We start from the raw sequence: 24,387 nt of genomic DNA on the forward strand, positions 1-24,387 counted from the left end.
ATAGTCACAAGTGAAAATTATTTTTGAGAAATTTATTAATATAAATATATAATTGGAATTTAGAAACATAGAAATTTCTAAATTCCAATTTTTTTATAAAAATATTGGATTAAGTATTGTTTATATTTATTTGATACTATAAAAGAGGGTGGACTTATATGTAACTCCTTAATAAATGGTATGACAGCATATTTAAAAACTAAAGTAAATAACATTTAACTGAACTAAAGCGGAGAAGAAGAGATACTAACAGATCATAAATTAATATTGTAAGGGGAGCGGACTACCTATAACGAAGTTATGTAAAAACTTAAAGCGGAGTTTGAAGTAAATGTACATATAGAATAGTTGAGACAGCGGAAAAGAAGCAACAGAAATAAACCTATTACTATAAATAGCGGAGATAATAAATAATATACAAAGATATAAAAGTGTAGATTTTAATACTTTTAATCTTTGGTATTTATAAAATTTGATTTACATAAGTATATATAATGCAATCATGAACTTTAAAGGAGTAAATTAAGTTCACCTAAATAATTGCAGGTGAATATTACATAACATTAAAGAAGAAAATTTATCATAAAGACATAGCTATAACAATGTGGTAAGATTTTTATGGGGTGATTAAATGTCGGAAAATATATTAGGCACAGAAAAAATACATAAGCTCTTTATAAAGTTTTGTCTTCCAGCTGTAGCTTCTATGGTTATTGCAGGAATGCAGGGAATGATAGATGGAATATTTGTAGGGAATTTTACAGGTGAATTGGGGCTTGCAAGTGTAAATATAGCTCAGCCTTTTATGCAGCTTATCTATGGTTGTACCTTTGTGGTTTGTATAGGCGCCATAAGTTCCATGGGAAGGCTTTTAGGTGAAGGTAATGAAGGAGAAGCTCAAGATGTATTTAGGACTTCTATGATTACGGTTTTAGTAGCAACTTTAGTATTAACCTTGGTTGGAACATTCTTCAGCAAACAAGTTGCCGCTGTTTTGGGAGCCAATGAAGAAATTATATCAGGGGTTTCTACATATATAAAAACTATATCCCTGTTTGCACCATTTATTGCACTGAAGGTTTTATTTGGGTTTACAGATAGGATTATTGGAAGACCAGAGGAATATTTAAAGGCAACTATTGTAAGTGTAGTTGTTCAAATTATATTAAATGTTATCTTTCTTAAGTTTTTAGGATTAGGTATTGGTGGAGCAGCTCTTGCAACGGGTATATCAAACATTGCAGGTTTCTTTGTAGTTCTTCCGTATATCTTAAATAAAAAGAATAAAATTAACTTATTTAAGGGAAAATTCAATAGTAAGATTATTTGGCCAGTATGTTATAATGGGTCATCAGAAGGGGTAACTTCCATATCCACAGCTGTTGCAACCTTCCTGTTTAATATGGCATTTATGGAGATTGCAGGACCTGCTGGAGTTGCAGCCTTCACAGCTATAACCTATATGGCTAACTTTGGAATACTATTAATGTTTGGAATATCAGATGGAGTTACACCCATAATAAGCTATAATTTTGGAGATGATAATAAAAAAAGAGTAAGAGAAAGCATGAAATTATCTATAATTTCAACCTTTATAATTGGATTAGTTATATTTTTAATACTAGTTGTTTTTTCAACACCACTGGTTAAGATGTTTACTTCCACTAATATTGAGGTGATAAACCTGGCTTCAAGTGGGGCAAAGATATATGCATTTGCTTTTCTTATTAATGGATTTAATATTGTCACTTCTGGATATTTCACGGCTATAGGAAATGCAAAAGCATCAATAATTGTTTCTGGAAGCAGAGGACTTGTATTTATAGTAGTAGGTATTTTTGTGTTACCAATGTTCTTAGGGGTTAATGGGATATGGTTTACTGTACCATTTGCAGAGATAGTGACAGTGTTCATTGGCATGTATATTTTAAAGAAGCATTAAAGTGAAAAGAAGAATTGCTTAAGTTAAGATGGAAAATTATTATTAAAAAAATAAAAAGGAGTTGATATAAATGAATAATTTCAATTATTCAATACCAACAAAGGTATACTTTGGAAAAGGAAAGATCAAGAAGCTTGGTGAGATTGCTAAGGCTTATGGTGAAAAAGCACTACTGGTTTATGGTGGTGGAAGCATAAAAAGTAATGGAATATATGATGCTGCAGTGGAAAAGCTTAAAGAAGCTGGAGTTCAATATGTTGAGTTATCAGGGGTTGAGCCTAACCCAAGAATAACATCAGTAGAAGCTGGAGTTAAGCTGTGCAGAGAAAATAAAGTTGATATGATAATTCCTATTGGAGGCGGAAGCACTATTGACTGTGCGAAGGCGATTGCTGCTGCTGCATATTATGAAGGTAATCCATGGGACATAGTTCAGGACTGTTCTAAGATAACTAAGGCATTACCTATTATTTCAATCTTAACCTTAGCAGCAACAGGTTCAGAGATGGATGCTTTTGCAGTAATTTCTAACATGGAAAGAAATGAGAAATTAGGTATGGGCCATGATTTATTAAAACCACAGGCATCAATCCTTGATCCAGAATATACCTTTACTGTGTCTAAATATCAAACAGCAGCAGGTACTGCTGATATAATGAGCCACATCTTTGAGGCATATTTTACAACAGATGAAGGGGCATACTTACCAGACAGAATGGCTGAAGCAATGCTTAAAACTTGCATAAAATATGGTCCTATTGCTATGGAGAACCCAGAAAATTATGAGGCAAGAGCAAATTTAATGTGGACTTCAAGTCTTGCTATAAACGGATTAATAAGCTTTGGTAAAACTGGAGAGTGGAGTGTTCATGGAATGGAGCATGAGTTAAGTGCCTTCTATGATATTACCCATGGAGTAGGACTTGCAATTTTAACTCCACATTGGATGAGATACGTATTAAATGATAACACTCTAAATAAATTTGTTGAGTATGGGATAAACGTGTGGGATATAGATAAATCATTAGATAAGAAGGAAATTGCTAACTTTGCAATTGATAAAACAGCAGAGTTCTTTAAAAAAATGGGTATTCCAACAACCTTAAGAGAAGTAGGAATTAATGAAGAAAAGCTGGAAGTTATGGCACAGCAGGCAGTTAGATTTGGAATGGAAGATTGCTTTGTTCCATTAACAGCAGAGGATGTACTGAATATATTTAAGGATGCACTTTAATTATATTTAAGCCAACATGTTTATTGTTGGCTTTTTTATTAAGCAAAATTAATTAAAAAGCAATATGCACAAACTTAATTTATGTTAAAATAGTCATAAATTAAAGTTAGAATTTTTTGAACAAGGTATTAGAAAGGATTTGAACAGCATGAAGAAATGGCAGGAAATTGAAAAAGATGGTTTTAATTTAATTATAAATGAAGGTGGACAAAACATTGGTTATTCACCTGATTCAAAGATCAATATTATAGAAGAAGATGGCTTTGCATTTAAGAATTTAAGCAAAAGCGGTAAACTTGAAAAGTATGAGGATTGGAGGCTTCCGGCAGAAGAAAGGGCTAAGGATTTAGCTTCAAAGATGACCGTGGAGCAGATTGCTGGCTTAATGCTTTATAGCGGTCACCAATCAATTTCAACAGGAAATGATTTTTTTTCTAAAGCTTTTTCAGGGACTTATGGTGGGAAAAAGCTAGAAGAAAGTGAAGCTAAGATTACTGATTTAACTGATCAACAAAAGGAATTTTTATTAGAAGATAACTTGAGACACGTTTTAATAACTGTAGTTGATGATGCGAAAACAGCGGCAACTTGGAATAATAATGCTCAAGCTTTTGCAGAAGGAATAGGTCTTGGAGTACCTGTTAATATCAGCACTGACCCAAGACATGGAGCAAGTGCTGATACTGAATTTAATGCAGGGGCAGGAGGGGATATTTCTAAGTGGCCGGAAAACCTTGGTCTTGCAGCAAGCTTTGATAGTGAGCTTGTAAGGGACTTTGCTGAAATAGCAGCTAAAGAGTATAGAGCTTTAGGGATTGCTACAGCCTTATCACCACAGGTTGATATTGCAACGGAACCAAGATGGATGAGATTCAATGGTACTTTAGGAGAGGATCCGTATCTATCAAGAGATTTAGGAGAAGCTTATTGTGATGGCTTCCAAACCTCTAAGGGGGACAGTGAGATTTATGAAGGCTGGGGTTATGATAGCGTTAATGCTATGGTAAAACACTGGCCAGGTGGCGGTTCAGGTGAAGCTGGAAGAGATGCTCACTACGCTTATGGAAAGTATGCCGTTTATCCAGGAAACAATTTCGAGGATCACTTAATACCATTTACTGAGGGTGCATTTAAACTAAAGGGCAAAACAAAGAAAGCCTCTGCGGTAATGCCTTACTACACAATTTCCTTTAATCAAGATACTAAAAATGGTGAGAATGTGGGAAATTCTTACAATAAGTTTATCATCAGCGATTTATTAAGAGATAAGTATGGATATGATGGAGTAGTTTGTACAGACTGGATGATAACTAAGGATAATCACGTTGTGGATGCCTTCATCTCTGGAAAGTGTTGGGGAGTGGAAAACCTATCAGTAGACGAAAGACATTATAAAGCTTTAATGGCTGGAGTTGACCAGTTTGGTGGTAACAATGAAGTTAAGCCAGTACTTAAAGCTTATGAAATGGGAGTAAAAGAATATGGCGAAGTGTTTATGCGTGAAAGATTTGAGAAGTCTGCAGTAAGATTACTTTTAAACATCTTTAGAACAGGATTGTTTGAAAACCCTTATGTAGACCCAGAGAAATCTCAAGAAGTAGTTGGAAATCCAGAGTTTATGAAGGCTGGATATGAAGCTCAGTTGAAATCTATAGTAATGCTAAAAAATAAAAACAAGGTACTTCCAATAAAGGAAAGAAAAATTGTATATATTCCTAAAAGAAGGATTAAAGAGGGAATAGACTGGTTTGGAAATGTAATTCCGGCAAGGGAGATAGATCCAGTTAATAAGTCAATAGTGGGGAAATACTTCAATGTGGCAGAGAAGGCTGAAGATGCAGATTTTGCTATGGTGTTTGTTGAATCACCAAAAACTGTGGGGTATACAAAGGAAGACGGATACTTGCCAATAAGTCTGCAGTATAGACCATACACTGCAGTGGATGCTAGAGAAGTTAGCATTGCAGGAGGAGATCCATTAGAGAGCGTCAATAATAGAAGTTACAAAGGAAAAACTAACAGAGCTGTTAACGAAGCTGATCTAGATATTATTTTAGAAACCAGAGAAGCTATGGGAGAGAAGCCTGTGATTGTATCTCTAAATATGATGAATCCTACAATTGTTAAAGAGTTTGAAGATAAGGTGGAGGTTATTTTAGCAGATTTTGGTGCACAGACGCAAGCTATCCTTGACATAGTAACAGGTAAAGCAGAATCGAGCGGATTACTTCCATTCAATATGCCTGCTAACATGGAAGAAGTAGAAGCTCAATGTGAGGATGTACCTCATGACATGGAATGTCACCAAGACGAAGAAGGCAATATTTACAGCTTTGCTTATGGCTTAAACTTTGCAGGTGTTATTAATGATGAGAGAGTGAAAAAGTATAAAAGATAAAGGGTGTATTTTTTGAACAGAAGTATGTAAAGTTATAAAATTCGTAAAGTGCTTGTAGTGCTTTACGAATTTTTTATTTATTAATGGGTGAGGTTAAATCGTAAGGTATTCTTAATATTTATCCATGGAAGATGACGTATAATGGTCATAGCTTTTAAAATAAAGACAAAGGATGATAAATATGAGAGGGATGTTTAAGTTGATAAAGATGATGATATCTTTAGGGCTAATAGTCATATTGATTATAGCAGCTTTAGGGATATATGTAACATATATAGAGAGAAAGTTATTAAGGGTTAAGGAGCATGAGGTAGTTCTTCAGGAAAATGGGGAAAATCAGCTTAAGATAGTACAGTTTACTGATACTCAATTAGGCAAATACTATAGCTTAAGGGATTTAGAAAGAGCTGTTAATAAAATCAATGAAGAGAAGGCAGATATAGTTGTATTTACAGGTGATTTGATTGACCATGCAGCTCAATATGAGCAGCTTTATGAAGTGGCTCCGGTACTTGCAAAAATTGAAGCTAAATTAGGTAAATATGCAGTGTACGGAAATCATGATATCGGAGGGGGAGCAGAAAAATATTATGAGGATATAATGAGTGAGGCTGGGTTTGAAGTGTTAGAGAATAGTAGCACAACCCTTCAAGTAGATGGGAAGACAATTAAAATTATGGGTGGAGATGAAGCGATGATAGGTTGGCATGATGCTCAAATAACAACTGAAGGAATTCAAGACGAGGATATTAACTTGTTACTTTTACATGAACCAGATTTAATAGATGATTATGTTGATTATCCAATAGACCTGGCCTTAAGTGGACATAGTCATGGTGGACAAGTATCTCTTCCAATTTTGGGGCCTATAGTTAAGAATCATTTAGCAGAGAAATATAATAAGGGATGGTATACCCTTTATTCAAAGAATGTAATTAAGTTATTTGTTAGCAGCGGATTAGGAAATACAAAGCTGCCTTTCAGATTTGGAAATATTCCAGTGATTGAAAGTCATAAGGTAATTTTCTAGATAAAAAAGGTTTGAGAAACACCTACTGAATAAAGGAGCTTCATTATGACTATTTTGAAGATAAGACTTTCGGGGCAAAGGCATCGACAGTTATATATGTAATTAATCCATTTTTATCAGGAAACCATTTTATATAGGTGGATAAAGGGCAAGCACAGCAGAAACCAATACCAGCAATTATGCTTATATGTTTAAATTGTATTATATCAAACTGTTTCTAATTTTAAATTAGTGTTTTATTGAAGTAATATAATTTCTATAAAATAATATAAAATACAAACTTATTTAGTAGTTAGAGTATATGTTTCTAATGAAAACCATAGAATATATACAAAATATTTGGCTAACAATATCTTTGAAGAAGTAAAATATTTTAGTCGGAGGTATATGATATGTCACCAAAAGAACTTTTATATGTTGAAGATGCATTAGGTCATGAGCAGCAAATGAAAACTGCTTGTAATGATTTCGCTTCTCAAATTCAAGATCCTGAGCTTAAGAATTTTGTTCAAGGACTAGCGACAAAACATGAAACAGCATTTAAAAAATTTTATAATTTATTAAATGTATAGGAGGAATAATTACAATGGAAGATAGAGTAATTATGGATAATATTTTATCAGTAACTAAAGGTGCATGTGATTTAATGATGCATGGTACAATTGAATCATCAACAACAGATGTTCATAGTGCATTTAAATCAACTTTAGATGATTGTTTAAAAATGCAAAATGAAATTTATTCTAAAATGTCTGCTAAGGGTTGGTATCCATCTCAACAGGTAGAAAAAGAGAAAATAACACAAGCTAAACAGAAATTTAGTGGACAACAATAATAAGTAATATCTTCAAAGTGAATAATTTATAAAATAGTAAAATGGCACTTCAAAAATTCTTTTGAAGTGCCATTTTTATAAAATTTAATATAAATAATTAGTTTTTAATCTGATTTTAATCTTTCTTATATTTTACCTTAATTTTCAAGACGTATTATATAACTATAGTAAACGAAGAAGTAAAATATACGGAGGTAATTAATATGGAAAGAAATGAAATGATTGAAGTTTTGATGGAGAAGGGAAAAGTAAGCAGAGAGGAAGCACAAGCAGCTTTAGAGAACTGTGATTGGGATCTCTTAGATTCAATAATTTATTTAGAAAGAAAAGAAAAAGCTGAAAAGAAAAGTGAAAAAACTATAATTGAGGTTGATATAAAAGAAAACAAAGAAAATGGTGAGGAAAAAAATACACATAACAAAAGTAGTCAAGAGCATTTTGGTGGTGTTGGAGAAGTTATAGGGAGAATTTTTAGATTCATTGGTAAGGTTATAAGAAAGGGAAATGAAAATTTTTTTGAAGTTAGAAAAGAAAATGAAAAGCCAATAAGAGTGTCCTTAACAATATCAGTGTTATTGTTAGTATTCCTAACAATTCCAAGTGTAGTTTTATTGGTTCTTGGATTATTCTGTGGATATAAATATTCAATTTATGGATCATCAATGAATTATGATGGGGTAAATACTATTTTTGATGAAGTTTCTAAATCAGCAGAATCTGTAAAAAAAGATTTTAAAGAAGGCTATGAAAAATAGCAATTTGGCAAAAAATGAAATCGTAAAGGTATAAAGGGACAAGAATATTGATGATTCTTATTAAGTGTAAATGAGAGTTATCTTAATCTTGTCCTTTTTAAAATTATGTGAAGATAAAATTAAAGAAAGGCATTTTAAGTTAAAGTTTTCAGGTTGTGCTATAATTTAATAGTTAGGTAGAGGGTAAACAAAGCTTAAAGTAGGAGGTTGTATGGATAAACTTAATCTTGTAGATAAATTAAAAGAAAATGCTGATATAAGCTATGAAGAAGCTAAGTTTGCTTTAGAGAACAATAATTGGGATATCCTTGAGGCAATGATATATTTAGAGAATATAGGGAAAGTTAAAAAGCCTGAAGTTAGCGAGTTTTATACTAATACTTATAAAGGCACATATGATAACACTTCAGCAGGTCATGTAGTTGAAAGTGTTAATTATAAAGAGAAAAAAAGTTATTACAGTAAAAATGATTTTGAAGGATTTTTTGAAGCTGTGTGTAAGGTTATAGATACAGGAAACAATATTTTTCTTGAAGTGAGTAGGAAGAGCAGAGCTCTTATTAAACTTCCTATTACAGTAATTATATTACTTTTAATTTTTGCTTTCTGGTTTATAATACCGTTAATGATTATTGGATTATTCTTTGAAATTGAGTTTTCAATTTCTTCTAAAAGATTTAGTTCAGATAAAATAGATAGAATTAATAAGATATTTAAGGAGTTATCGATAGGGGCTCAGGATATAGTTGATAAAATAAAGAAGGGGATAAATAATGGTTAAGATTTTAGTTGTTGAAGATGAAGAAAAAATAGCTAGATTTATTGAGTTGGAGCTTATACATGAAGGTTATAAGGTTATAAAAGCTGATAATGGCAGGACTGGTCTCGAGATAGCAGAAAGCGGGGAAGCTGATTTGATTATTCTTGATGTGATGCTTCCAGAAATCAATGGCCTTGAAGTTTTAAGAAGGATTCGAAGGACTTCAGAGGTACCAGTTATCATGCTTACAGCAAGAGATGCGGTAATGGATAAGGTATCGGGGCTTGATGCAGGTGCCGATGACTACATTACTAAGCCTTTTGCAATTGAAGAGCTTCTTGCAAGAATAAGAACTGCTCTAAAAAAGAGAATCGTTGTTGAGATTAAGAAGGATGATGAGGTAATAAGCTGTGGATTATTAACCTTAGATAAAATGAGACATAAGGTGATGTATGATTGCACTGAGGTTGAATTAACCAATAGAGAATTTAGTCTTCTTCAGATTTTAATGGAGAATAAAAATATAGTTATGACAAGAGATGTACTTATTGAAAAGGTATGTGGTTATGATTATTTTGGAGAAACTAATGTTATAGATGTTTATATTAGATATTTGAGAACAAAGATTGATGATACTTTTAATGTTAAAATAATATCTACAGTTCGTGGCGTAGGGTACGTAATAAAAGATGAGTAAGAGTAGAAAAAATAAAAACAAAAATGTTACATCTATTGCAATAAAGCTTAATGCTATTTCTGTTAGGGATATGTTTTTCAAATTCCTTGTGTTAGATTTATTAGTTGTTATTGTACTGGCTGTTCTGTGGTGTATTAATGCAGAAAAAACTTTTTATGGATCCCTAGTAGAAAATGCTCAAAGATCTATAGAGCTTTTTCCAATAGAAGCAGCTAAGTACACTGTAGTGTGGAACAATGGAAGAACTATGGTTAAAGAAGCGGCTTCTTTTATTAATACATTAATAGATATAATTAGCATTTTGGGGATTCTAGAGGGCTTGTTTTTGTTAGAAGAAATTATATTTGGTACAGCAAAGATCAGGAAAACTTTAAGACCCCTTAATGAAATTGCTGAAACTGCTAGCAGACTTAGCAACATGGCTTTTGATGAAGATAAGTTTCAAAATCTTGAAGCCGCAATATCAAAGCTTAGTCCAGTTGGGTCTGATGAAAGGATTACTATTGAAGATAGCGAACTTCAGGGTTTAGAGGATGCAATAAATAAACTTTTAGATAGAATGAGGGATTCCTACAGACAGCAGGCGAGGTTTGTTTCAGATGCATCACATGAATTAAGGACACCTATTTCAGTAATTCAAGGATATGCAAATATGCTGGATAGATGGGGTAAGAAGGATGAGAGTGTTTTAGAGGAATCTATTGCAGCTATAAAGTCTGAATCAGAAAATATGAAAAACTTAGTTGAGCAGCTTTTATTTTTAGCTAGGGGAATTAATGGCAAAACCCAGCTTAATATAATTGAGTTTTCTCTTAGTGAAATGATGAAGGAAGTTTTTGAAGAATCTAAAATGATTGATGAAAATCATTTTTACTCTTATATAAACGAAGAAAATATAAAGATTAAGGGAGATGAAGGTCTTTTAAAGCAGACTGCAAGAGTGTTAGTTGAAAATGCAGCAAAATACACTGAGCAGGGAGAAGACATTATTATTAAAGTTGGAAAAAATATTAATGGAGAGCCTTTATTTTCGATTCAGGATAATGGTATTGGAATGGATGCAGAGGATGTGCCTCATATATTTGAGAGATTCTTCAGGGCTGATACAGCCAGAGTTAGAAAAGACGGAGGAACTGGTCTTGGGTTATCAATTGCCAAATGGATTATAGATAATCATAAAGGTTACTTTAGTGTTTTAAGTAGAAAGGGAATTGGAACCAGGATAACAGTTCATTTACCACAAAATTTATTGTAGTAATGAAATACTTGAATAGTTATAAAATATAGGCTGTTGATAAATTCAGCAGCCTATATTTTATAATTTTTTAATTAACTACTCCAGCCATCAATAAGCCAAGTCCCTTTCTTGTAACATTACGCTGATCAAAAATACCCATAATTTTGACATCATACATTACCATGATTCTATCGAAAATTTCCATGAGTTCATCAAGTTCAGTGGGTGGTAGCTCCATGATCTCGTTCATCAATGATAAGGCTTTAAATATATTTTGTTGCGCTTTTCAATGAATTTCCAATCTAGAAAGCGGACTTTGAATATGGAGCCTTGTTGTAGCTCATTAAAATTAGATTTTCTTCAACGGTCATATTTTTAAGGGTACTGATATTTTTTTCATTTATTCAATTTAAAGCTTTCACATCTAAAACAACTTTACCAGTATTAGATTTTTCTTTAGAAGTAATTAATTCAACATTCTTTCCAATCATTAAGGCAGCAATCATTACACCTATAGGGGTATAGTTTCCAAATACAACTGTTGCAAGAGCTATTAATCCACTAAAATTAAAGTAATATTTATGTAATGTAAAGATTAAGTATTCTTAACATAAGCGGTAAATAGAAAGCTAAGAATTCTTTATATTTGACACGTAATATCTGTAGTTAGGATAAATTTTATAAAAATTTTATTGTTAATAATATTAATAGATTTTAACAATTGTATGATCAGCCTTAACACTAAAATTGAAAAAATAAAGTTAAAATGTTCTTGTACAAAGGGGAATTTTAGTTTTAGGAGGATGTATAATGAAAAACGTAAAAAAAAGACTTTTATGTGCAGTGCTTTCAGCTGGGGTTATGCTGACTAATACATTATCAGTGACAAATAAAGCTTTTGCTGACACGAAAGATGGAAGCCAGGTTATTGCAGATTGGAGATTTGACTCAAACAATGTAAAAAGTGGGTCTATCTCTGATAAGAATCTGATAATAAAAGACAGCAGTGGTAATGGAAATGAATTAAGAATGAATACCTATGGGGAGGCAGAGGATTATACTAAGTATTTGGGTTTTTCTGATGATACTATGTATGGAGCTACTAATGGAAGCTTAGTTATGACAGGTGATAGTGCAAATAAGATAGGTGCTGATTTAATAACTGTAGACGATGCACCAATTAATAAAGAGGAATTTGAAAATGGATATACAATGCAATTTATTTACAAACTTCCTACTAACTGGACAGCTGCAGATAGTTGGATGGGACTTTTAGCGAGACAAGGTAATGCTAAAAGTATGGATGAGCCTGAAGTAGGAACCATGAATGTTGCTGTGTCTAATTGCAAAGAAATTCAATTTTTGGCAGCAAATAAAGAAGATAATCATGAGATGGAATCAGCCGCTTGGTCAGTTTCAATGGATAAAGGTGGCGTTTGGTATCATATAGCAATTGTTAGTGATAATAATAGTATCCGTACCTATGTAAATGGTGCTGAAGCTTTTAGAGATTATGTAAGTGATGATATGATAGGACTATATGCAGATCATGTTGACGGTAGATTTAGGGTTGGTTCTAGCTGGTGGAAGGAAGGGGATAAAACCTTAGATAAATTTGCTAAGGGAAGCTTCCAGCAAATTAGAATATCTGAGGGGGCTTTAGATAAGTCACAGTGGCTTATTAGTAATCCAGAACAGTATGTTGGAGAATATGGGAATAATGACCCATTTAGTTTAAAAGCTGAAAATAATTATAATATGGTTTTTATGCCTGATACTCAAAATGCTATTAAATTTAAACCAGGTGTTATGGATGCAGCAATGGATTGGTTGACAGAAAATAGACATGCAGCAAACATTATATCTGTAACTCATTTAGGGGATGTTGTTGAAAATGGAAATAATGAAGAGCAGTGGAATACAACAAAATTATTTAGTAAGCTGCCTGAAGCAGAAATGAAGCTTCTTATGCAACCAGGTAACCACGATTGGCCTGAGTATTATGATAGGTACTTTGGAGCTGATAGTGAGTATGGTAAATTAACTAGTGATTATGTTGTTAGAACATCTCCTTCAGGACGTAGTACATATATGGTAACTGATGGTGGAAGCTATAAGTATATGACTTTAGCAATTGATTACCATAGCTTTGATTCAGATTTGCCGTGGGTAGAAGAAGTTTTATCAAATACTAATATGCCTACAGTAATCACAAGCCATGATTTACAAAATTGCTCTGATACTGCCCCAAGTGAAATTAAGCTAAGTAAAAAGGGGCAGCAGGTTTGGGATGTAGTAAAGAAATATAATCAAGTATTTATGGTGATTGGAGGCCACAGCCATGGAGCAGGGAATCAGATTTTAATAAATGATCAAGGGAATGAGGTACTTAGCATATTAGCGGATTATCAATTTGCTCATAATGGGGGTAATGCACTATTTAAGTTTGCTGAATTCAATGAAGCTGCAAATAAAATATATCTTTCAACATTCTCACCTTATGCAGCAACTCTAAGTAGTGAAGAGACAACTTTCTTTGATGTAAATTATTTAACTGGTGCTGGAAACTATAGTGAGTTTGAGTTTAATTTTGAAGAGAGATTTGCGGGCATGGAGAAGTCAGATGCCGTTTTACAAGAGGCTAAAAATGAATTAAAGACCTTAATTGAAGAAGTGAAAGGTCTTGATAGAGAAAAATATACTAGTGAAACATGGAGTGTTGTAAAAGAAGCTTTAACCAAAGCACAAAATGTTTCAATAAATGAAAATGCTGAGATTGAGGAAATTAAAGAAGCTTACCACGGTTTAAAAGCTGCCGTTGAGGCTCTTGTTGAAAAAGAAATAATTGATATTCCTTCAGAGGAAGATAAGGATGAAGATGTTGATAATGACGAAAACACTGGAAATGGTGGAAGTCAAGAGGAGAACAATTCGAACATCCAGGAAGAAGATGAAAATAATGGAACAATAGATAAATTACCTCAGACAGGTGGCGGAGGAACCTTTGGGTTAGCTTTTGCAGGTACAATTTTAGCAGCTAGTGGTTTTATAACCTTAAAAAAGTTTAAAAAGTAAGTGAAAAAAACAAGGACAGGAAAGATACTTGTCCTTGTTTTTATTAAGCAGAGAAGGTGTTGGAACAAGGATAACTGGCTTTCATTTAAATTCATTAAAGAGTTTAATATGAAGTAATAAAAAAATCACCAGCAGCTTGAATACTGCTAGTGATTTTTTATTTATTCCATAGAACATATTCCAGCAAAAACTGAAAGATATACAATCATTACAAAGAATATATTTGCGGCTAATGCTCCAAAGGTTAAAGCTGCATTGAATAGGTAAATCATAGGCACATATAAGATAATTATTAAAGCTATAGGAATTAATAATATAAAGGAGATTCCTTTAATGTGCAAAAAGCTTTGTTTTAAAGCAGCAAATAGAGCAATTAAAAGGGCTGGGATTACTGTTAAATAGCTTGCCCCAGGTAAAGCAAAGGTAAGAATAAAAGATAAAATTAATAGCAATATTAAAGCTCCAAGTATAAACTCACTTTTCTCATTAAAATTCTTTGATGCCTTCTTTATTGTTAAAATGAAGGTTGCAAGGACTATAAGCATAACTCCAATGAAAATCACACTTTCGAATTTAATTAGAGGTAAGTAAGTCAGTTTAAATGTTCTTCCATTTAAAGCTGCAGTTACTCTGCTTACTCCATATCCAGCGAACATCGTAATTACAGTAAAGCCTAGATTTACGAAAACATATTTAATTACTTTGTTTACAGCTTTAATTTTAAACATTTTATATAGTAAAACTATAAGTAATAGTATTACAGCTAAAAGTGCATAGTTTATGGTTTTAGAGTATTCTATAAATTGATTTCCTAGAATAAAAAAGATTGAATCATTCTTACCTTGAAGGTTTTCTGGGTTAGAGTATTTCTCATTAGAAACAAATTCAGTTACCATTGGAAGTACCTGATCACCGTAGTGCTGCATTGATTTATCACTTAAGTTATTTGGGTTATCGTTAGGAGTATGATAGTTTTCAAGTCCATCTAATACACTAATATTAACACCAGTTAAGTTGTTTTCTAAGAACACTGTGAAGTCAGTACCATTAGGTAATAATCTATAGATTTCTGGAGTTATAGAGTAAGAAAAAGGTTTAGCACTAGCCTTGTATAAATCTATTACTTTAGAGTTATCAGGGCTTGTCTCAAACATTACTGCAGGACCTTCTGTTCCTCTAGCTTCAATGTTTATAACAAAGTTAGCTCCAGCGATAATTTCTTTCTCTTTTACAGCTTCTTTTGCACCTAAAAGACCATATTCTTCACCATCAGTGAATAAAATTTTGATTCCATTTTTAAGCTGAATATTACTTTCCTTTATAACTCTTAAAGTTTCTAAAATAGTTGAAAGAGCATATCCAGCATCTGCGGCCCCTAAAGAACCATCTATTTCCGCATAACGTTCTTTTTTAGCATGAGAGCTGTCATAGTGAGTTGCGAGTAGAATATAGGAATCAGATTCACCCTTCATTTCAGCATAGATATTTTCAATAGCTACCATGCTGTCACTTCTTTTTTCATAGATGTCCTCATATCTATAAATTTGAGGTTCCATCCCTAGTGTTCTAAGCTCGTCCATTAAATAATTTTTAACCTTTTCTTTAGCATCTAGGTCAAAGATTGAATGTGGCTCCTGAGCTATATTGTTTATATGTTCCATTTGATTATTTACGCTAGTTTTTGAGTAATCATCATAATTTGGCTTTGATGGATTTAAGGAATTAAAACCAATTATACATGAAATAACAATAACTATCAGGGTAGTTATGTAAGTAAATTTTTTTCCTTGATTCATTTATAAGTCCTCCTATGTTTAATTTAATTTATGAAAAATTCGTTGGTTTAAGAATATCACAGGCAAATTACTTTGTAAATCAAAATATTTTATAATCAAAGTAATTTGGAATGAGTTTTTAATTTTTAAGTTTGCATAATGAATTTAAAGGTATTAAAATTTAAGTATATTTTGCTTTGGAGGGGAACTATGAAAAAGTATATATTTATATCATTAACAGTGGTAATTCTATTAACTGGCTGTGTGAAAAATGAAATAGACAATAAAACACAGGTGGAAAATCAAATCTCAAGGGCAGCTGAAGGGGTTATTAATATTTCTGCAGAAGAGGCTAAGAAAATTATTGATACAGAGGAACATGAAATTGTTTTAGATGTGAGGTCTGTGGAAGAGTATAAAGAAGGTCATATTGAGGGAGCAGTTTTACTTCCTAGTGATGAAATAAAAGAAAAAGTGGAAAATTTGATTCAAGATAAGAATAAGACAATTTTATTATATTGTAGAAGTGGGAGAAGAAGTGCAGCAGCAGCTAAAGACCTTATTGATTTTGGATATACCAATGTTTATGATTTTGGTGGGATTATTGATTGGAAATATGAAGTTGTTAAAGAGTAAGATTAAGGATGATGCATTTAAGTAAATACTTTAATAAAATAATTGAAGTTAAAATTCATGTCAGTTTTGCTCAGGATTAAGGAGAATCAATGCTGCATCTTATGGCTGAAAAACTTAAAGATAAGGCAAGAGTGCAAATCATATTTATGATAATTATACTTTTAAAATGCTAGAAGCTTTAATGAGTAATGAGGTTGAAATATGAGAATAAATGAAAAGAGATCATAAAGATACAACAAGCATTTTTGGTGCCATTAAATCTTAAAAACAACCCCAAAAATAAAATGTTATAAAAATGTTTACTTTTTGTTGGACATGCTATATAATAAATACATAAAATAAATAAAGTTTTGATAGAGGTTGCGGTTTTTAAGAGTATATCTGTAGAGTTAAGCACGATGAAACAGATAAAAAGGAAAAACTGCCGAAGATTGTGATTAATGCTTTAAGGTCACATTCTGGGGGTATGTATAAGATGCATATCACTGTCACAAAGCAATTTGTGGAGAGCTGTCATGATAGATATTGATGAAATTTTTTCGTGGTTTTTATTGCGTTATATTTTTGTTATTAAGTCTTGAGTGATGCTCGAGGCTTTTTTTATTTAAGTGAGACTCCAAATCTATGATTTGGTTAAGTCGAACTTACTCCACCGAACGAATGTGAGGCGGAGTTACCTTAAGTAATGATTTGATTAAGGTAAAAATACTCCTTCTAATAAATTGAAGAAGGAAATTCATTTAAATGATTGCGCAAACATTATGAATGAAAAAATAAGAATTAACAAAGATACAAGGGGGAACTTAAAATGGACGCAATTAACGCAGGGTGGTTATCAATAATACCACCAATCATAGCTATAGCATTAGCTTTATTAACAAAAGAGGTTATTTCATCACTTATCATAGGAATTTTATCAGGTACTTTAATTTATGCATTTTCAACAGGTGGAGGAGTAATAAAGGCTGTTGATGTTACCTTTAGTTTAATGGCACAAAAGCTTGGAGATAATGCAGCAATAATTATTTTTCTTGCATGCTTAGGAGCTTTAGTTACAATAATTACTATGGCTGGTGGTTCAAGAGCTTATGGAGATTGGGCAGCGAACAAGATTAAATCAAGAAGAGGAGCTCAACTTGGGACATCTTTACTGGGTGGACTTATATTTATAGATGATTATTTTAACTGTTTAACAATCGGAACAGTTATGAGGCCAGTAACAGATAAGCATGGTATTTCAAGAGCAAAGCTTGCTTATATAATTGATGCTACAGCGGCACCAATTTGTATCATAGCTCCAATTTCATCTTGGGCAGCATCTGTTATTTCTCAAATGGATGGCTTAACGGTAAATGGTGCAGCTATTAATGGAATGCAGACATTTATGGCAACAATTCCATTTAACTTATATGCAATATTAACTTTAATTATGGTTATTATACTTTGTGTTACAAATATAGAATTTGGTCCAATGGCTAAGTTTGAAGAAGCAGCAAGAAATGGTAAAGGCGATGCAGCAGCAGAGGCAGCGGCTACAGATGACGAACTTTCTTCAATGAATATTTCTTCTAAAGGTAAAGTATATGATTTAATATTACCAATCGTAGCACTTATAATTTTTGCAGTACTTTCTATGCTTTATGTTGGAGGATACTTTGAAGGTGGTATGACAATTGCTGAAGGATTTGGAAATACTGATGCAGGTTCAGCTCTTGCTATAGCAGGTTTTGGAGCTTTAATAGTTGCATTCTTCTTATTCGTACCACGTAAAGTTGTAGCTTTCAAAGACTTTATGGATGGCATAGGCTTAGGAGTAAAATCAATGGTTGGTGCTTTCATAATCTTAACTTTAGCATGGACAATAAGTGGTGTTTGTAGAGATTTATTAGGAACTGGTGAATTCGTTGGAAATTTAGTTGCAACTTCAAATATGCCAGCTGCTTTAATACCGGCAATCATATTCCTTGTAGCAGGTGGACTTGCTTTTGCTATGGGTACATCTTGGGGAACTTTTGGAATTTTAATTCCTATCGTTGTTATGATATGTTCAGCCGTTGCACCAGAGCTTGTTACTGTAAGTCTTTCAGCTACTCTTGCAGGAGCGGTATTTGGAGACCACTGTTCACCAATTTCAGATACAACAATTCTTTCATCAACGGGAGCTGGATGTAATCACATTGATCACGTATCAACACAGATACCATATACTTTAGTTGTTGCTGGATGTTGTTTTGTTGGATATATAGTTGCAGGATTTACTAATAATGTTTGGCTTACATTAGGAAGCTCAATAGCTTTATTAGCAATAGTTCTTGTAGTATTAGATAAAAGAAGTAAAAGAAATAGATAAATAGATAAAAGCCTATGAAAGAAGTGATTCTTTTGTAGGCTTTATTTTTCTTCCAATTTCTATTATTGTGTTTATTGAAGTTAAAATATATAATCTTAGTAGACTTAAGGGGAACTTCCGTAAAAAATCTAGAATGAAAGCAGGACTTAGAATGTTAAGGGATAAGAAATACATTGGAATAATGGGATTGGCATTAGTGGCAGCCATAGTAATAATTGGATATACAAAAAAAGATGAATATATTGTGGAAGCAGATAAAGAGGATGTTTATGTGGAAGATGAGTATGAAAAATTTCTTCAGGAAAAAGTGCTTCCTAATATGATTATGAATAATGAAATTCAAGGCTGTGAGTTAGGTCAGCAGGATAATCAGGAGTTAGTTCATGAAGAAATTGACTTAGGACAGGGCATTATTGAGCTAGGAGATGATGAGGGGTTTATAGAAAAATTGGATGAACTACATATTAACTTAAATAAATATGCAGGAAGAGAAATCAGTTTTGAGGGTGTTATATATAAGATTGAAGAAGCGGAAAATCCTATATATGTTATAGGAAGATATTTTGAAGAAGCTCACGAAGAGCATAGCCATGAAAACTTTTTTGGGCTTCAGGGGTTTTATGAAGGACAGTGGCCGGAAGAGGATACCTGGGTAAAGGTTAAAGGTGTAATTTCAAAAAATAATTTTAATGGTGAAGAATTGCCAGCAATAAAAGTAAAAGAACTTGTTGTTATAAATAAAGCTAAATAGTATAGGTAAGTTTTTTATTAAGTAGTGAGCACAAAAGATAAGGTTATAATTGAGAAAGTGATAATAAATGGTCATGAAAAAACAACATAAGTATTTTGTAATAATAGTAACGATAATAGTAGTTATGTTAGCAGTCGATATTATAAAAAAAGAGAATAAGATTATTCAAGTAAGTAATGAGAAAACTCATGTTAATAATGAAGTACAAGACAATAATGAAGAAAGTGAATATGATAGATTTATTCAAAGTAAGTTTAATGAGAAGATAATACTTGAAGGAGATAATAAAAATGAAAGTTATATGCAAAATAGTATAGATTTAGGTGCAGGTGTTATAGTTTTAGAAAATAATAATTATATAACAAAATTAAATGAGATAAATCGTAGTATTGATAATTATGTTGGAAGAAAAATTAGCTATGAGGGATTTGTTTATAAGATTGTAAATGAGCAAAATGAAGAGTCTTATGTAGTGGCAAGGTATTATGAGCAGGAACATAATCGAATATTTCATACTACGGTAATGGGCTTAAAGGGAGGATATAATGGACAATGGCCAGCAGTAGATACTTGGGTAAAGGTTGAAGGCATGATTGGAAAGGCTGAATTTAATGGTCAGGAGCTTCCAGCTGTTATTATTGAAAATTTAACTGTTATGGATACTGAAGGTCAAAGGCGAGTATATAATTAAAGAAAAGGTACCTCATAGAAGTATAAAATTCTATGAGGTATTATTTTTTAGAAGTTTTATTTAATTTAAGTGGAAAAGTTGGTAATATAAGTATATGACTAATGACACAACATAATGTAGACAGCTTTCTGTAAAGGCATAGAATTATTTGTTTATTAAATGATGGGGGAATTTTAAATGAGCAATATTGAATATGTGAACTTTTTACTAAAAGAAAAACCAGGTCCAGTTGTGAAACCATGGTAATTTGTTTTTGCTGCAATAGTCTTAGACCATGTACATATTATAGGCATGTGTGAAGAGCTAGTTAAGGCTGGGGCTATATTAAAATATGTATATGATCCTAACAGAGAAAAGTGCGAAAAATTTTCTGAATATTTTCAAAGTGTTAAGATTGCGGATAGTGAGGAAGAAATTTTAAATGATCCAGACATAAAGCTGGTAGTTGGAGCTGCGGTTCCTTCTGAAAGATGTGCTTTAGGACTTCGTGTTATGGAGGCTGGTAAGGATTATTTTACAGATAAATGTCCAATGACTACTTTGAAGCAGCTTGAAATGGCAAGGGCAAAGGTTAAGGAAACGGGAAGAAAGTATATGATATATTATAGTGACAGACTTCACTCTGAAAGTGCTGAATTTGCAGGACAGCTAATAAGGACTGGGGCCATTGGTGATGTTATTCAAGTTATGGGCTTAGGACCACATAGGCTAGAGGAAGAGAAAAGGCCAAGTTGTTTTTTTGAAAAAGAAAAATATGGTGGAATTCTTTGTGACATAGGAAGTCATCAAATTGAGCAGTACTTGTACTATTCAGGAGCAAAGGATGCCACGGTGGTAAGAAGTCAGGTAGGAAACTATAATAATCCAAACCATCCTGAACTTGAGGATTTTGGTGAAGCTATGTTGGTTGGAGATAATGGAACCACAAATTATTTCAGAGTTGATTGGTTTACACCTGATGGACTTGGAACATGGGGTGATGGAAGAACTATGATTTTAGGAAATAAAGGCTATATTGAAATTAGAAAATATATAGATGTTGCTGTTAGTAAAGAGCAGGACCATGTTATTTTGGTAAATAATAATGTAGAAGAAAAGTTTGATGTTGAAGGAAAAGTTGGATATCCTTTCTTTGGACAGCTTATCTTGGATTGTATAAATAGAACGGAAAATGCTATGACTCAAGAACATGCTTTTAAGGCGGCAGAGTTATGTATAAAAGCTCAAATGCAAAGTGTAAAACTTAAATAGAAATAAATTTATCATCTAGCGGACAAACTATAATATTGTTATAATGTGTGTTAGAACTTTACTTAACAAAGGAGTAATTAAATGAAATTTTATTTAGCACCAATGGAAGGAATTACAGGATTCATTTATAGAAATGCATATGAAAAAACTTTTAAGAATATTGATAAATACTTTACACCTTTTGTTGTTCCAAATAGAAGTAAAAGCTTTAAAACCAGGGAGCTTAGAGACGTGCTTCCAGAGAACAACCAAGGTCTTTATATAGTACCTCAAATACTTACAAATGATGCAGCTGGATTTATTAGAACTGCAAGAAAGCTGCAGCAGTTAGGGTATAATGAGGTGAATTTAAACCTAGGATGTCCATCAGGAACAGTGGTGTCAAAGGGGAGAGGCTCAGGGTTTTTAGCCTTCAGAGAAGAGCTTGATCAATTTCTTGAAGAGATATTTACCATAGATGATATGAAGCTGTCCATAAAGACGAGAATTGGAAAGGATAATCCAGAGGAGTTTTATGAGCTTATTAAAATTTATAATAAGTATCCAATGGAGGAATTAATTATTCATCCTAGAACTCAAAAAGATGGATATAAGAATACACCTGATATGAAGGTATTCAAAGATGCTCTTGAAATTAGTACAAACCCTCTTTGTTATAATGGTGATATATTTACTTCCGAAGGTTTTGAAAAACTTAAAGGAGAAATTCCAGATATTAATACCTTTATGGTTGGAAGAGGACTGCTTGCTAATCCAGGATTAATAAGTGAAATAAAAAATCATGCACTTATAGAAAAGGAACTAATAAGAGCCTTCCATGATGAAGTAATGGATCAGTATATGAATCTTTTTAAAGATGAGAATATTACTCTATTTAGAATGAAGGAGCTTTGGAACTACATGATATATATTTTTTCAGATAGTAAAAAGCACATAAAAAGAATAAAGAAATCTCAAAAGCTTAAGGATTATAAGGAAGCAGTGAACAGTTTATTTAATGAACAGGAAATTATTAAAGGAGCAGGACTCTTTAGTGAGCATTATTAAGACAAGGTACCAGTGCAGTAGATTGCATTGGTACCTTAATATTTTTAATCAGCAAAAATAGTTTTTTTCTTTCCATTTTTCTTTTTAGGATATTCTCGAATCCTGTTAATATAATCTATATTAACTATTTCAGTATTATTATCTTTTTTTATACAAATCCAATTGTCTTCAACCTTTTCAATTACACCAGTGACTTGGCTTTGAAAGGTATAAACAATGCATTCTTTTCCTATAAATTCTTTAATCATTTCATTCATTTTTGCACGACCTTCTTTCTGTTTTGATAGTTTTTTTAAAATCATTTTATGAAGTTCTTTTTTCTTATTTAAGGAATTAATATATATAATTACAAATAATATTATGATCGGAATGTACGTAGACATTTCCAAGGGAGCTCACCTCCTTGTAAGAAAGTTCTATAATTGTATATTAAGTATAACATAATTGTTTTAACATGTTTTAAGTATAAGGGGAGATATGAAATAAGAGTCTATAAAAAGGAATAATCTTTTTTAGACTCTCATGTTTCTATTGGTAAGATTATTTATGGAATTTTTTTATAAACTCTTCAACTTCAGGAATTCCTCCTTGATAAATTAGATATCCGTTATAAGGCTCTCTTTCTGTGATATCGCCATTTACAGGGGAAAGCATAATGTCCTTAACCTTATTTAAATCAGAGGTTTGTCCTAGAGCCCAACCAAGCTTACAGTAGGCAACTTCTGGGAGCATATTTTCTGTTGGAATGATACCTGCAGACATTAAGTCTCTACCTGTATCATAAACAAACATATTTACATATCCCCATAGAGTCTGAACAGTCATATAGATAGATACACCTCTTGCCACGGCACGTTTTATTGCAGGATAAATAAGCTTATTTACATGGCCAAGGCCTGTTCCTGCAATGACTATGCCTTTATAGCCTAAATCAACTATGGCATCGATGATGTCTGGGTTCATATTTGGATAGTAATAAAGAAGAGTTACTCTTTCTTCAAATACAGGAGTTATAGTTACAGCTTTGTCATTTCGCCTTTTATTATAGTCAGTACGAAGATGTGTAATATTATTTCGGTCCACCATTGCAATTGGAATGTCCCCAATGGTACGGAAGGTTGAACGGTAGGAAGAATGCATCTTTCTAACTCTTGTACCTCTGTGAAGCAAACCATATTCATCGGAGGTTGGTCCAAACATGCAAACCATAACTTCTGCAATGTCAGAATCGGCAGCAGTTTTTGCTGCATGAATAAGGTTTAAAGCTGCATCAGAAGATGGCCTGTCTGAAGAACGCTGAGAACCTACCATAACAATTGGAATTGGTGAATTCTGAACCATAAAGGATATGGCAGCTGCAGTATGGCTCATGGTATCAGTGCCATGTCCAATGATAATGCCGTGGGTGCCTTTTTTTATTTCCTCACCAATGGCTTTAGCGAGGGTTATATATTGTTGCGGACCCATATTTTCAGAGAATACGGCAAAGAGTTTTTCAGTACTTAGATTGCAGATATCAGCCAGCTCAGGTACTGCACCATATAATTCTCCAGGAGAAAAGGCTGGAATTACAGCCCCTGTACGATAGTCAAGGCGGGAAGCGATTGTTCCACCTGTACCAAAGAGTTTTATATTCTTCTTTTCTGGAGAGGTAGGGAATTCTCTTTCAGGAATTTTATATTGTATTTCTTTAAAGTTGAACTCCTGCATATCCTGGATGGTATCTATGGAAATTCCTATATTGTATCCTGTGGCAAGTTTTATTACAATGTGGATGTCATCATCATTTTCAGAACGAGGCAGTAAAACTCCTTTGAATTCACCACGGGTAGTTTTTATGATGGCTTCACTCCAAACACGCATATTGAAGCTTTTTAATATTTCTAAGGCTCTTCCTTTATAGCCTTTTAAACTATCACTCAT

The 24,387-nt window shown here is 32.7% G+C and carries 21 protein-coding genes and 1 riboswitch; of the genes, 17 read left to right on the plus strand and 4 right to left on the minus strand.

Annotation, left to right across the window (positions count from 1 at the left end):
• Positions 1–631: 631 nt before the first annotated feature.
• From BN1075_RS02940 to BN1075_RS02985, 10 genes are all read left to right on the plus strand, one after another.
• Positions 632–1,942 (plus strand): MATE family efflux transporter, encoded by a 1,311-nt coding sequence (locus tag BN1075_RS02940; protein WP_040191543.1) that lies wholly within the window; start codon positions 632–634, stop codon positions 1,940–1,942.
• A gap of 70 nt (positions 1,943–2,012) precedes the next feature.
• On the plus strand, positions 2,013–3,176 hold the full coding sequence (locus BN1075_RS02945) for an iron-containing alcohol dehydrogenase (RefSeq protein WP_040191544.1): 1,164 nt from the start codon (positions 2,013–2,015) through the stop codon (positions 3,174–3,176).
• A gap of 148 nt (positions 3,177–3,324) precedes the next feature.
• Entirely contained in the window at positions 3,325–5,574 is a 2,250-nt protein-coding gene (locus BN1075_RS02950) for a glycoside hydrolase family 3 protein (RefSeq protein ID WP_040191545.1), read from the plus strand.
• A 181-nt stretch (positions 5,575–5,755) separates the two neighbouring features.
• Positions 5,756–6,604, plus strand: coding sequence for a metallophosphoesterase (locus BN1075_RS02955; protein WP_040191546.1), 849 nt, complete (start codon positions 5,756–5,758; stop codon positions 6,602–6,604).
• A 392-nt stretch (positions 6,605–6,996) separates the two neighbouring features.
• Positions 6,997–7,176 (plus strand): hypothetical protein, encoded by a 180-nt coding sequence (locus BN1075_RS02960; RefSeq protein ID WP_040191547.1) that lies wholly within the window; start codon positions 6,997–6,999, stop codon positions 7,174–7,176.
• A gap of 14 nt (positions 7,177–7,190) precedes the next feature.
• Positions 7,191–7,439 carry a spore coat protein gene (locus BN1075_RS02965; protein ID WP_040191548.1) on the plus strand — a complete coding sequence of 83 codons (249 nt, stop codon included), beginning with the start codon at positions 7,191–7,193 and terminating at the stop codon, positions 7,437–7,439.
• A gap of 203 nt (positions 7,440–7,642) precedes the next feature.
• Entirely contained in the window at positions 7,643–8,194 is a 552-nt protein-coding gene (locus BN1075_RS02970; protein ID WP_040191549.1) for a UBA domain-containing protein, read from the plus strand.
• Positions 8,195–8,405: 211 nt separating this feature from the next.
• Positions 8,406–8,975, plus strand: a complete 570-nt coding sequence (locus tag BN1075_RS02975) for a UBA domain-containing protein (RefSeq protein ID WP_040191550.1) — start codon at positions 8,406–8,408, stop codon at positions 8,973–8,975.
• On the plus strand, positions 8,968–9,651 hold the full coding sequence (locus tag BN1075_RS02980; protein ID WP_040191551.1) for a response regulator transcription factor: 684 nt from the start codon (positions 8,968–8,970) through the stop codon (positions 9,649–9,651). Before BN1075_RS02975 ends, BN1075_RS02980 begins: the two co-directional genes overlap by 8 nt.
• Positions 9,644–10,906, plus strand: coding sequence for a sensor histidine kinase (locus tag BN1075_RS02985; protein ID WP_040191552.1), 1,263 nt, complete (start codon positions 9,644–9,646; stop codon positions 10,904–10,906). Before BN1075_RS02980 ends, BN1075_RS02985 begins: the two co-directional genes overlap by 8 nt.
• 70 nt (positions 10,907–10,976) lie before the next feature.
• Here the strand turns inward: BN1075_RS02985 and BN1075_RS21390 are convergent, their stop codons facing one another.
• Positions 10,977–11,138, minus strand: a complete 162-nt coding sequence (locus BN1075_RS21390; protein WP_156132724.1) for a hypothetical protein — start codon at positions 11,136–11,138, stop codon at positions 10,977–10,979.
• Positions 11,139–11,698: 560 nt separating this feature from the next.
• On the opposite strand from BN1075_RS21390, the gene BN1075_RS02990 reads away from it, so the two are divergent.
• Positions 11,699–13,963: a LamG-like jellyroll fold domain-containing protein gene (locus BN1075_RS02990; RefSeq protein WP_052406360.1), complete on the plus strand. Its 2,265-nt coding sequence runs from the start codon at positions 11,699–11,701 to the stop codon at positions 13,961–13,963.
• A 161-nt stretch (positions 13,964–14,124) separates the two neighbouring features.
• Here the strand turns inward: BN1075_RS02990 and BN1075_RS21060 are convergent, their stop codons facing one another.
• Positions 14,125–15,759: a M20/M25/M40 family metallo-hydrolase gene (locus BN1075_RS21060; RefSeq protein ID WP_081911465.1), complete on the minus strand. Its 1,635-nt coding sequence runs from the start codon at positions 15,757–15,759 to the stop codon at positions 14,125–14,127.
• Positions 15,760–15,948: 189 nt separating this feature from the next.
• Between BN1075_RS21060 and BN1075_RS03000 the strand changes: the two genes are divergently transcribed.
• The 6 genes from BN1075_RS03000 (at position 15,949) to BN1075_RS03025 (ending at position 22,464) form a co-directional block, all read left to right on the plus strand.
• Positions 15,949–16,374, plus strand: a complete 426-nt coding sequence (locus tag BN1075_RS03000) for a rhodanese-like domain-containing protein (protein ID WP_040191553.1) — start codon at positions 15,949–15,951, stop codon at positions 16,372–16,374.
• A 346-nt stretch (positions 16,375–16,720) separates the two neighbouring features.
• A riboswitch (Lysine riboswitch) is annotated at positions 16,721–16,895 on the plus strand.
• Between the two features lie 287 nt (positions 16,896–17,182).
• The gene (locus BN1075_RS03005; RefSeq protein WP_040191554.1) at positions 17,183–18,724 is read left to right on the plus strand and encodes a Na+/H+ antiporter NhaC family protein; all 1,542 of its coding nucleotides are present in this window, start codon (positions 17,183–17,185) and stop codon (positions 18,722–18,724) included.
• Between the two features lie 133 nt (positions 18,725–18,857).
• Entirely contained in the window at positions 18,858–19,475 is a 618-nt protein-coding gene (locus BN1075_RS03010) for a TIGR03943 family putative permease subunit (RefSeq protein ID WP_040191555.1), read from the plus strand.
• A gap of 73 nt (positions 19,476–19,548) precedes the next feature.
• Positions 19,549–20,166 carry a TIGR03943 family putative permease subunit gene (locus BN1075_RS03015; RefSeq protein WP_148315449.1) on the plus strand — a complete coding sequence of 206 codons (618 nt, stop codon included), beginning with the start codon at positions 19,549–19,551 and terminating at the stop codon, positions 20,164–20,166.
• A 291-nt stretch (positions 20,167–20,457) separates the two neighbouring features.
• Positions 20,458–21,417, plus strand: a complete 960-nt coding sequence (locus tag BN1075_RS03020; protein WP_235777749.1) for a Gfo/Idh/MocA family protein — start codon at positions 20,458–20,460, stop codon at positions 21,415–21,417.
• A gap of 81 nt (positions 21,418–21,498) precedes the next feature.
• Positions 21,499–22,464, plus strand: coding sequence for a tRNA dihydrouridine synthase (locus tag BN1075_RS03025; protein ID WP_040191557.1), 966 nt, complete (start codon positions 21,499–21,501; stop codon positions 22,462–22,464).
• A gap of 44 nt (positions 22,465–22,508) precedes the next feature.
• Here the strand turns inward: BN1075_RS03025 and BN1075_RS03030 are convergent, their stop codons facing one another.
• Positions 22,509–22,847, minus strand: a complete 339-nt coding sequence (locus BN1075_RS03030; RefSeq protein ID WP_407637962.1) for a DUF6897 domain-containing protein — start codon at positions 22,845–22,847, stop codon at positions 22,509–22,511.
• A 157-nt stretch (positions 22,848–23,004) separates the two neighbouring features.
• Positions 23,005–24,387 (minus strand): Glu-tRNA(Gln) amidotransferase subunit GatD, encoded by a 1,383-nt coding sequence (gene gatD / locus BN1075_RS03035; RefSeq protein WP_040191559.1) that lies wholly within the window; start codon positions 24,385–24,387, stop codon positions 23,005–23,007.

Source organism: Clostridium culturomicium, assembly GCF_000821305.1.
GTDB classification, from domain to species: domain Bacteria; phylum Bacillota; class Clostridia; order Clostridiales; family Clostridiaceae; genus Clostridium_J; species Clostridium_J culturomicium.

What these genes read in the sequence shown, in the direction of transcription:
- BN1075_RS02960 (WP_040191547.1), top strand. Translation starts at nt 6,997, where the DNA reads ATGTCACCAAAAGAACTTTTATATGTTGAAGATGCATTAGGTCATGAG.
- BN1075_RS02980 (WP_040191551.1), top strand. Translation starts at nt 8,968, where the DNA reads ATGGTTAAGATTTTAGTTGTTGAAGATGAAGAAAAAATAGCTAGATTT.
- gatD (WP_040191559.1), bottom strand. Translation starts at nt 24,387, where the DNA reads ATGAGTGATAGTTTAAAAGGCTATAAAGGAAGAGCCTTAGAAATATTA.
- BN1075_RS02985 (WP_040191552.1), top strand. Translation starts at nt 9,644, where the DNA reads ATGAGTAAGAGTAGAAAAAATAAAAACAAAAATGTTACATCTATTGCA.
- BN1075_RS21060 (WP_081911465.1), bottom strand. Translation starts at nt 15,759, where the DNA reads ATGAATCAAGGAAAAAAATTTACTTACATAACTACCCTGATAGTTATT.
- BN1075_RS02940 (WP_040191543.1), top strand. Translation starts at nt 632, where the DNA reads ATGTCGGAAAATATATTAGGCACAGAAAAAATACATAAGCTCTTTATA.
- BN1075_RS03005 (WP_040191554.1), top strand. Translation starts at nt 17,183, where the DNA reads ATGGACGCAATTAACGCAGGGTGGTTATCAATAATACCACCAATCATA.
- BN1075_RS03015 (WP_148315449.1), top strand. Translation starts at nt 19,549, where the DNA reads ATGAAAAAACAACATAAGTATTTTGTAATAATAGTAACGATAATAGTA.
- BN1075_RS03025 (WP_040191557.1), top strand. Translation starts at nt 21,499, where the DNA reads ATGAAATTTTATTTAGCACCAATGGAAGGAATTACAGGATTCATTTAT.
- BN1075_RS02990 (WP_052406360.1), top strand. Translation starts at nt 11,699, where the DNA reads ATGAAAAACGTAAAAAAAAGACTTTTATGTGCAGTGCTTTCAGCTGGG.
- BN1075_RS03030 (WP_407637962.1), bottom strand. Translation starts at nt 22,847, where the DNA reads ATGTCTACGTACATTCCGATCATAATATTATTTGTAATTATATATATT.
- BN1075_RS02955 (WP_040191546.1), top strand. Translation starts at nt 5,756, where the DNA reads ATGAGAGGGATGTTTAAGTTGATAAAGATGATGATATCTTTAGGGCTA.
- BN1075_RS02945 (WP_040191544.1), top strand. Translation starts at nt 2,013, where the DNA reads ATGAATAATTTCAATTATTCAATACCAACAAAGGTATACTTTGGAAAA.
- BN1075_RS03000 (WP_040191553.1), top strand. Translation starts at nt 15,949, where the DNA reads ATGAAAAAGTATATATTTATATCATTAACAGTGGTAATTCTATTAACT.
- BN1075_RS02970 (WP_040191549.1), top strand. Translation starts at nt 7,643, where the DNA reads ATGGAAAGAAATGAAATGATTGAAGTTTTGATGGAGAAGGGAAAAGTA.
- BN1075_RS21390 (WP_156132724.1), bottom strand. Translation starts at nt 11,138, where the DNA reads ATGAACGAGATCATGGAGCTACCACCCACTGAACTTGATGAACTCATG.
- BN1075_RS03010 (WP_040191555.1), top strand. Translation starts at nt 18,858, where the DNA reads ATGAAAGCAGGACTTAGAATGTTAAGGGATAAGAAATACATTGGAATA.
- BN1075_RS02965 (WP_040191548.1), top strand. Translation starts at nt 7,191, where the DNA reads ATGGAAGATAGAGTAATTATGGATAATATTTTATCAGTAACTAAAGGT.
- BN1075_RS02975 (WP_040191550.1), top strand. Translation starts at nt 8,406, where the DNA reads ATGGATAAACTTAATCTTGTAGATAAATTAAAAGAAAATGCTGATATA.
- BN1075_RS02950 (WP_040191545.1), top strand. Translation starts at nt 3,325, where the DNA reads ATGAAGAAATGGCAGGAAATTGAAAAAGATGGTTTTAATTTAATTATA.
- BN1075_RS03020 (WP_235777749.1), top strand. Translation starts at nt 20,458, where the DNA reads ATGTGTGAAGAGCTAGTTAAGGCTGGGGCTATATTAAAATATGTATAT.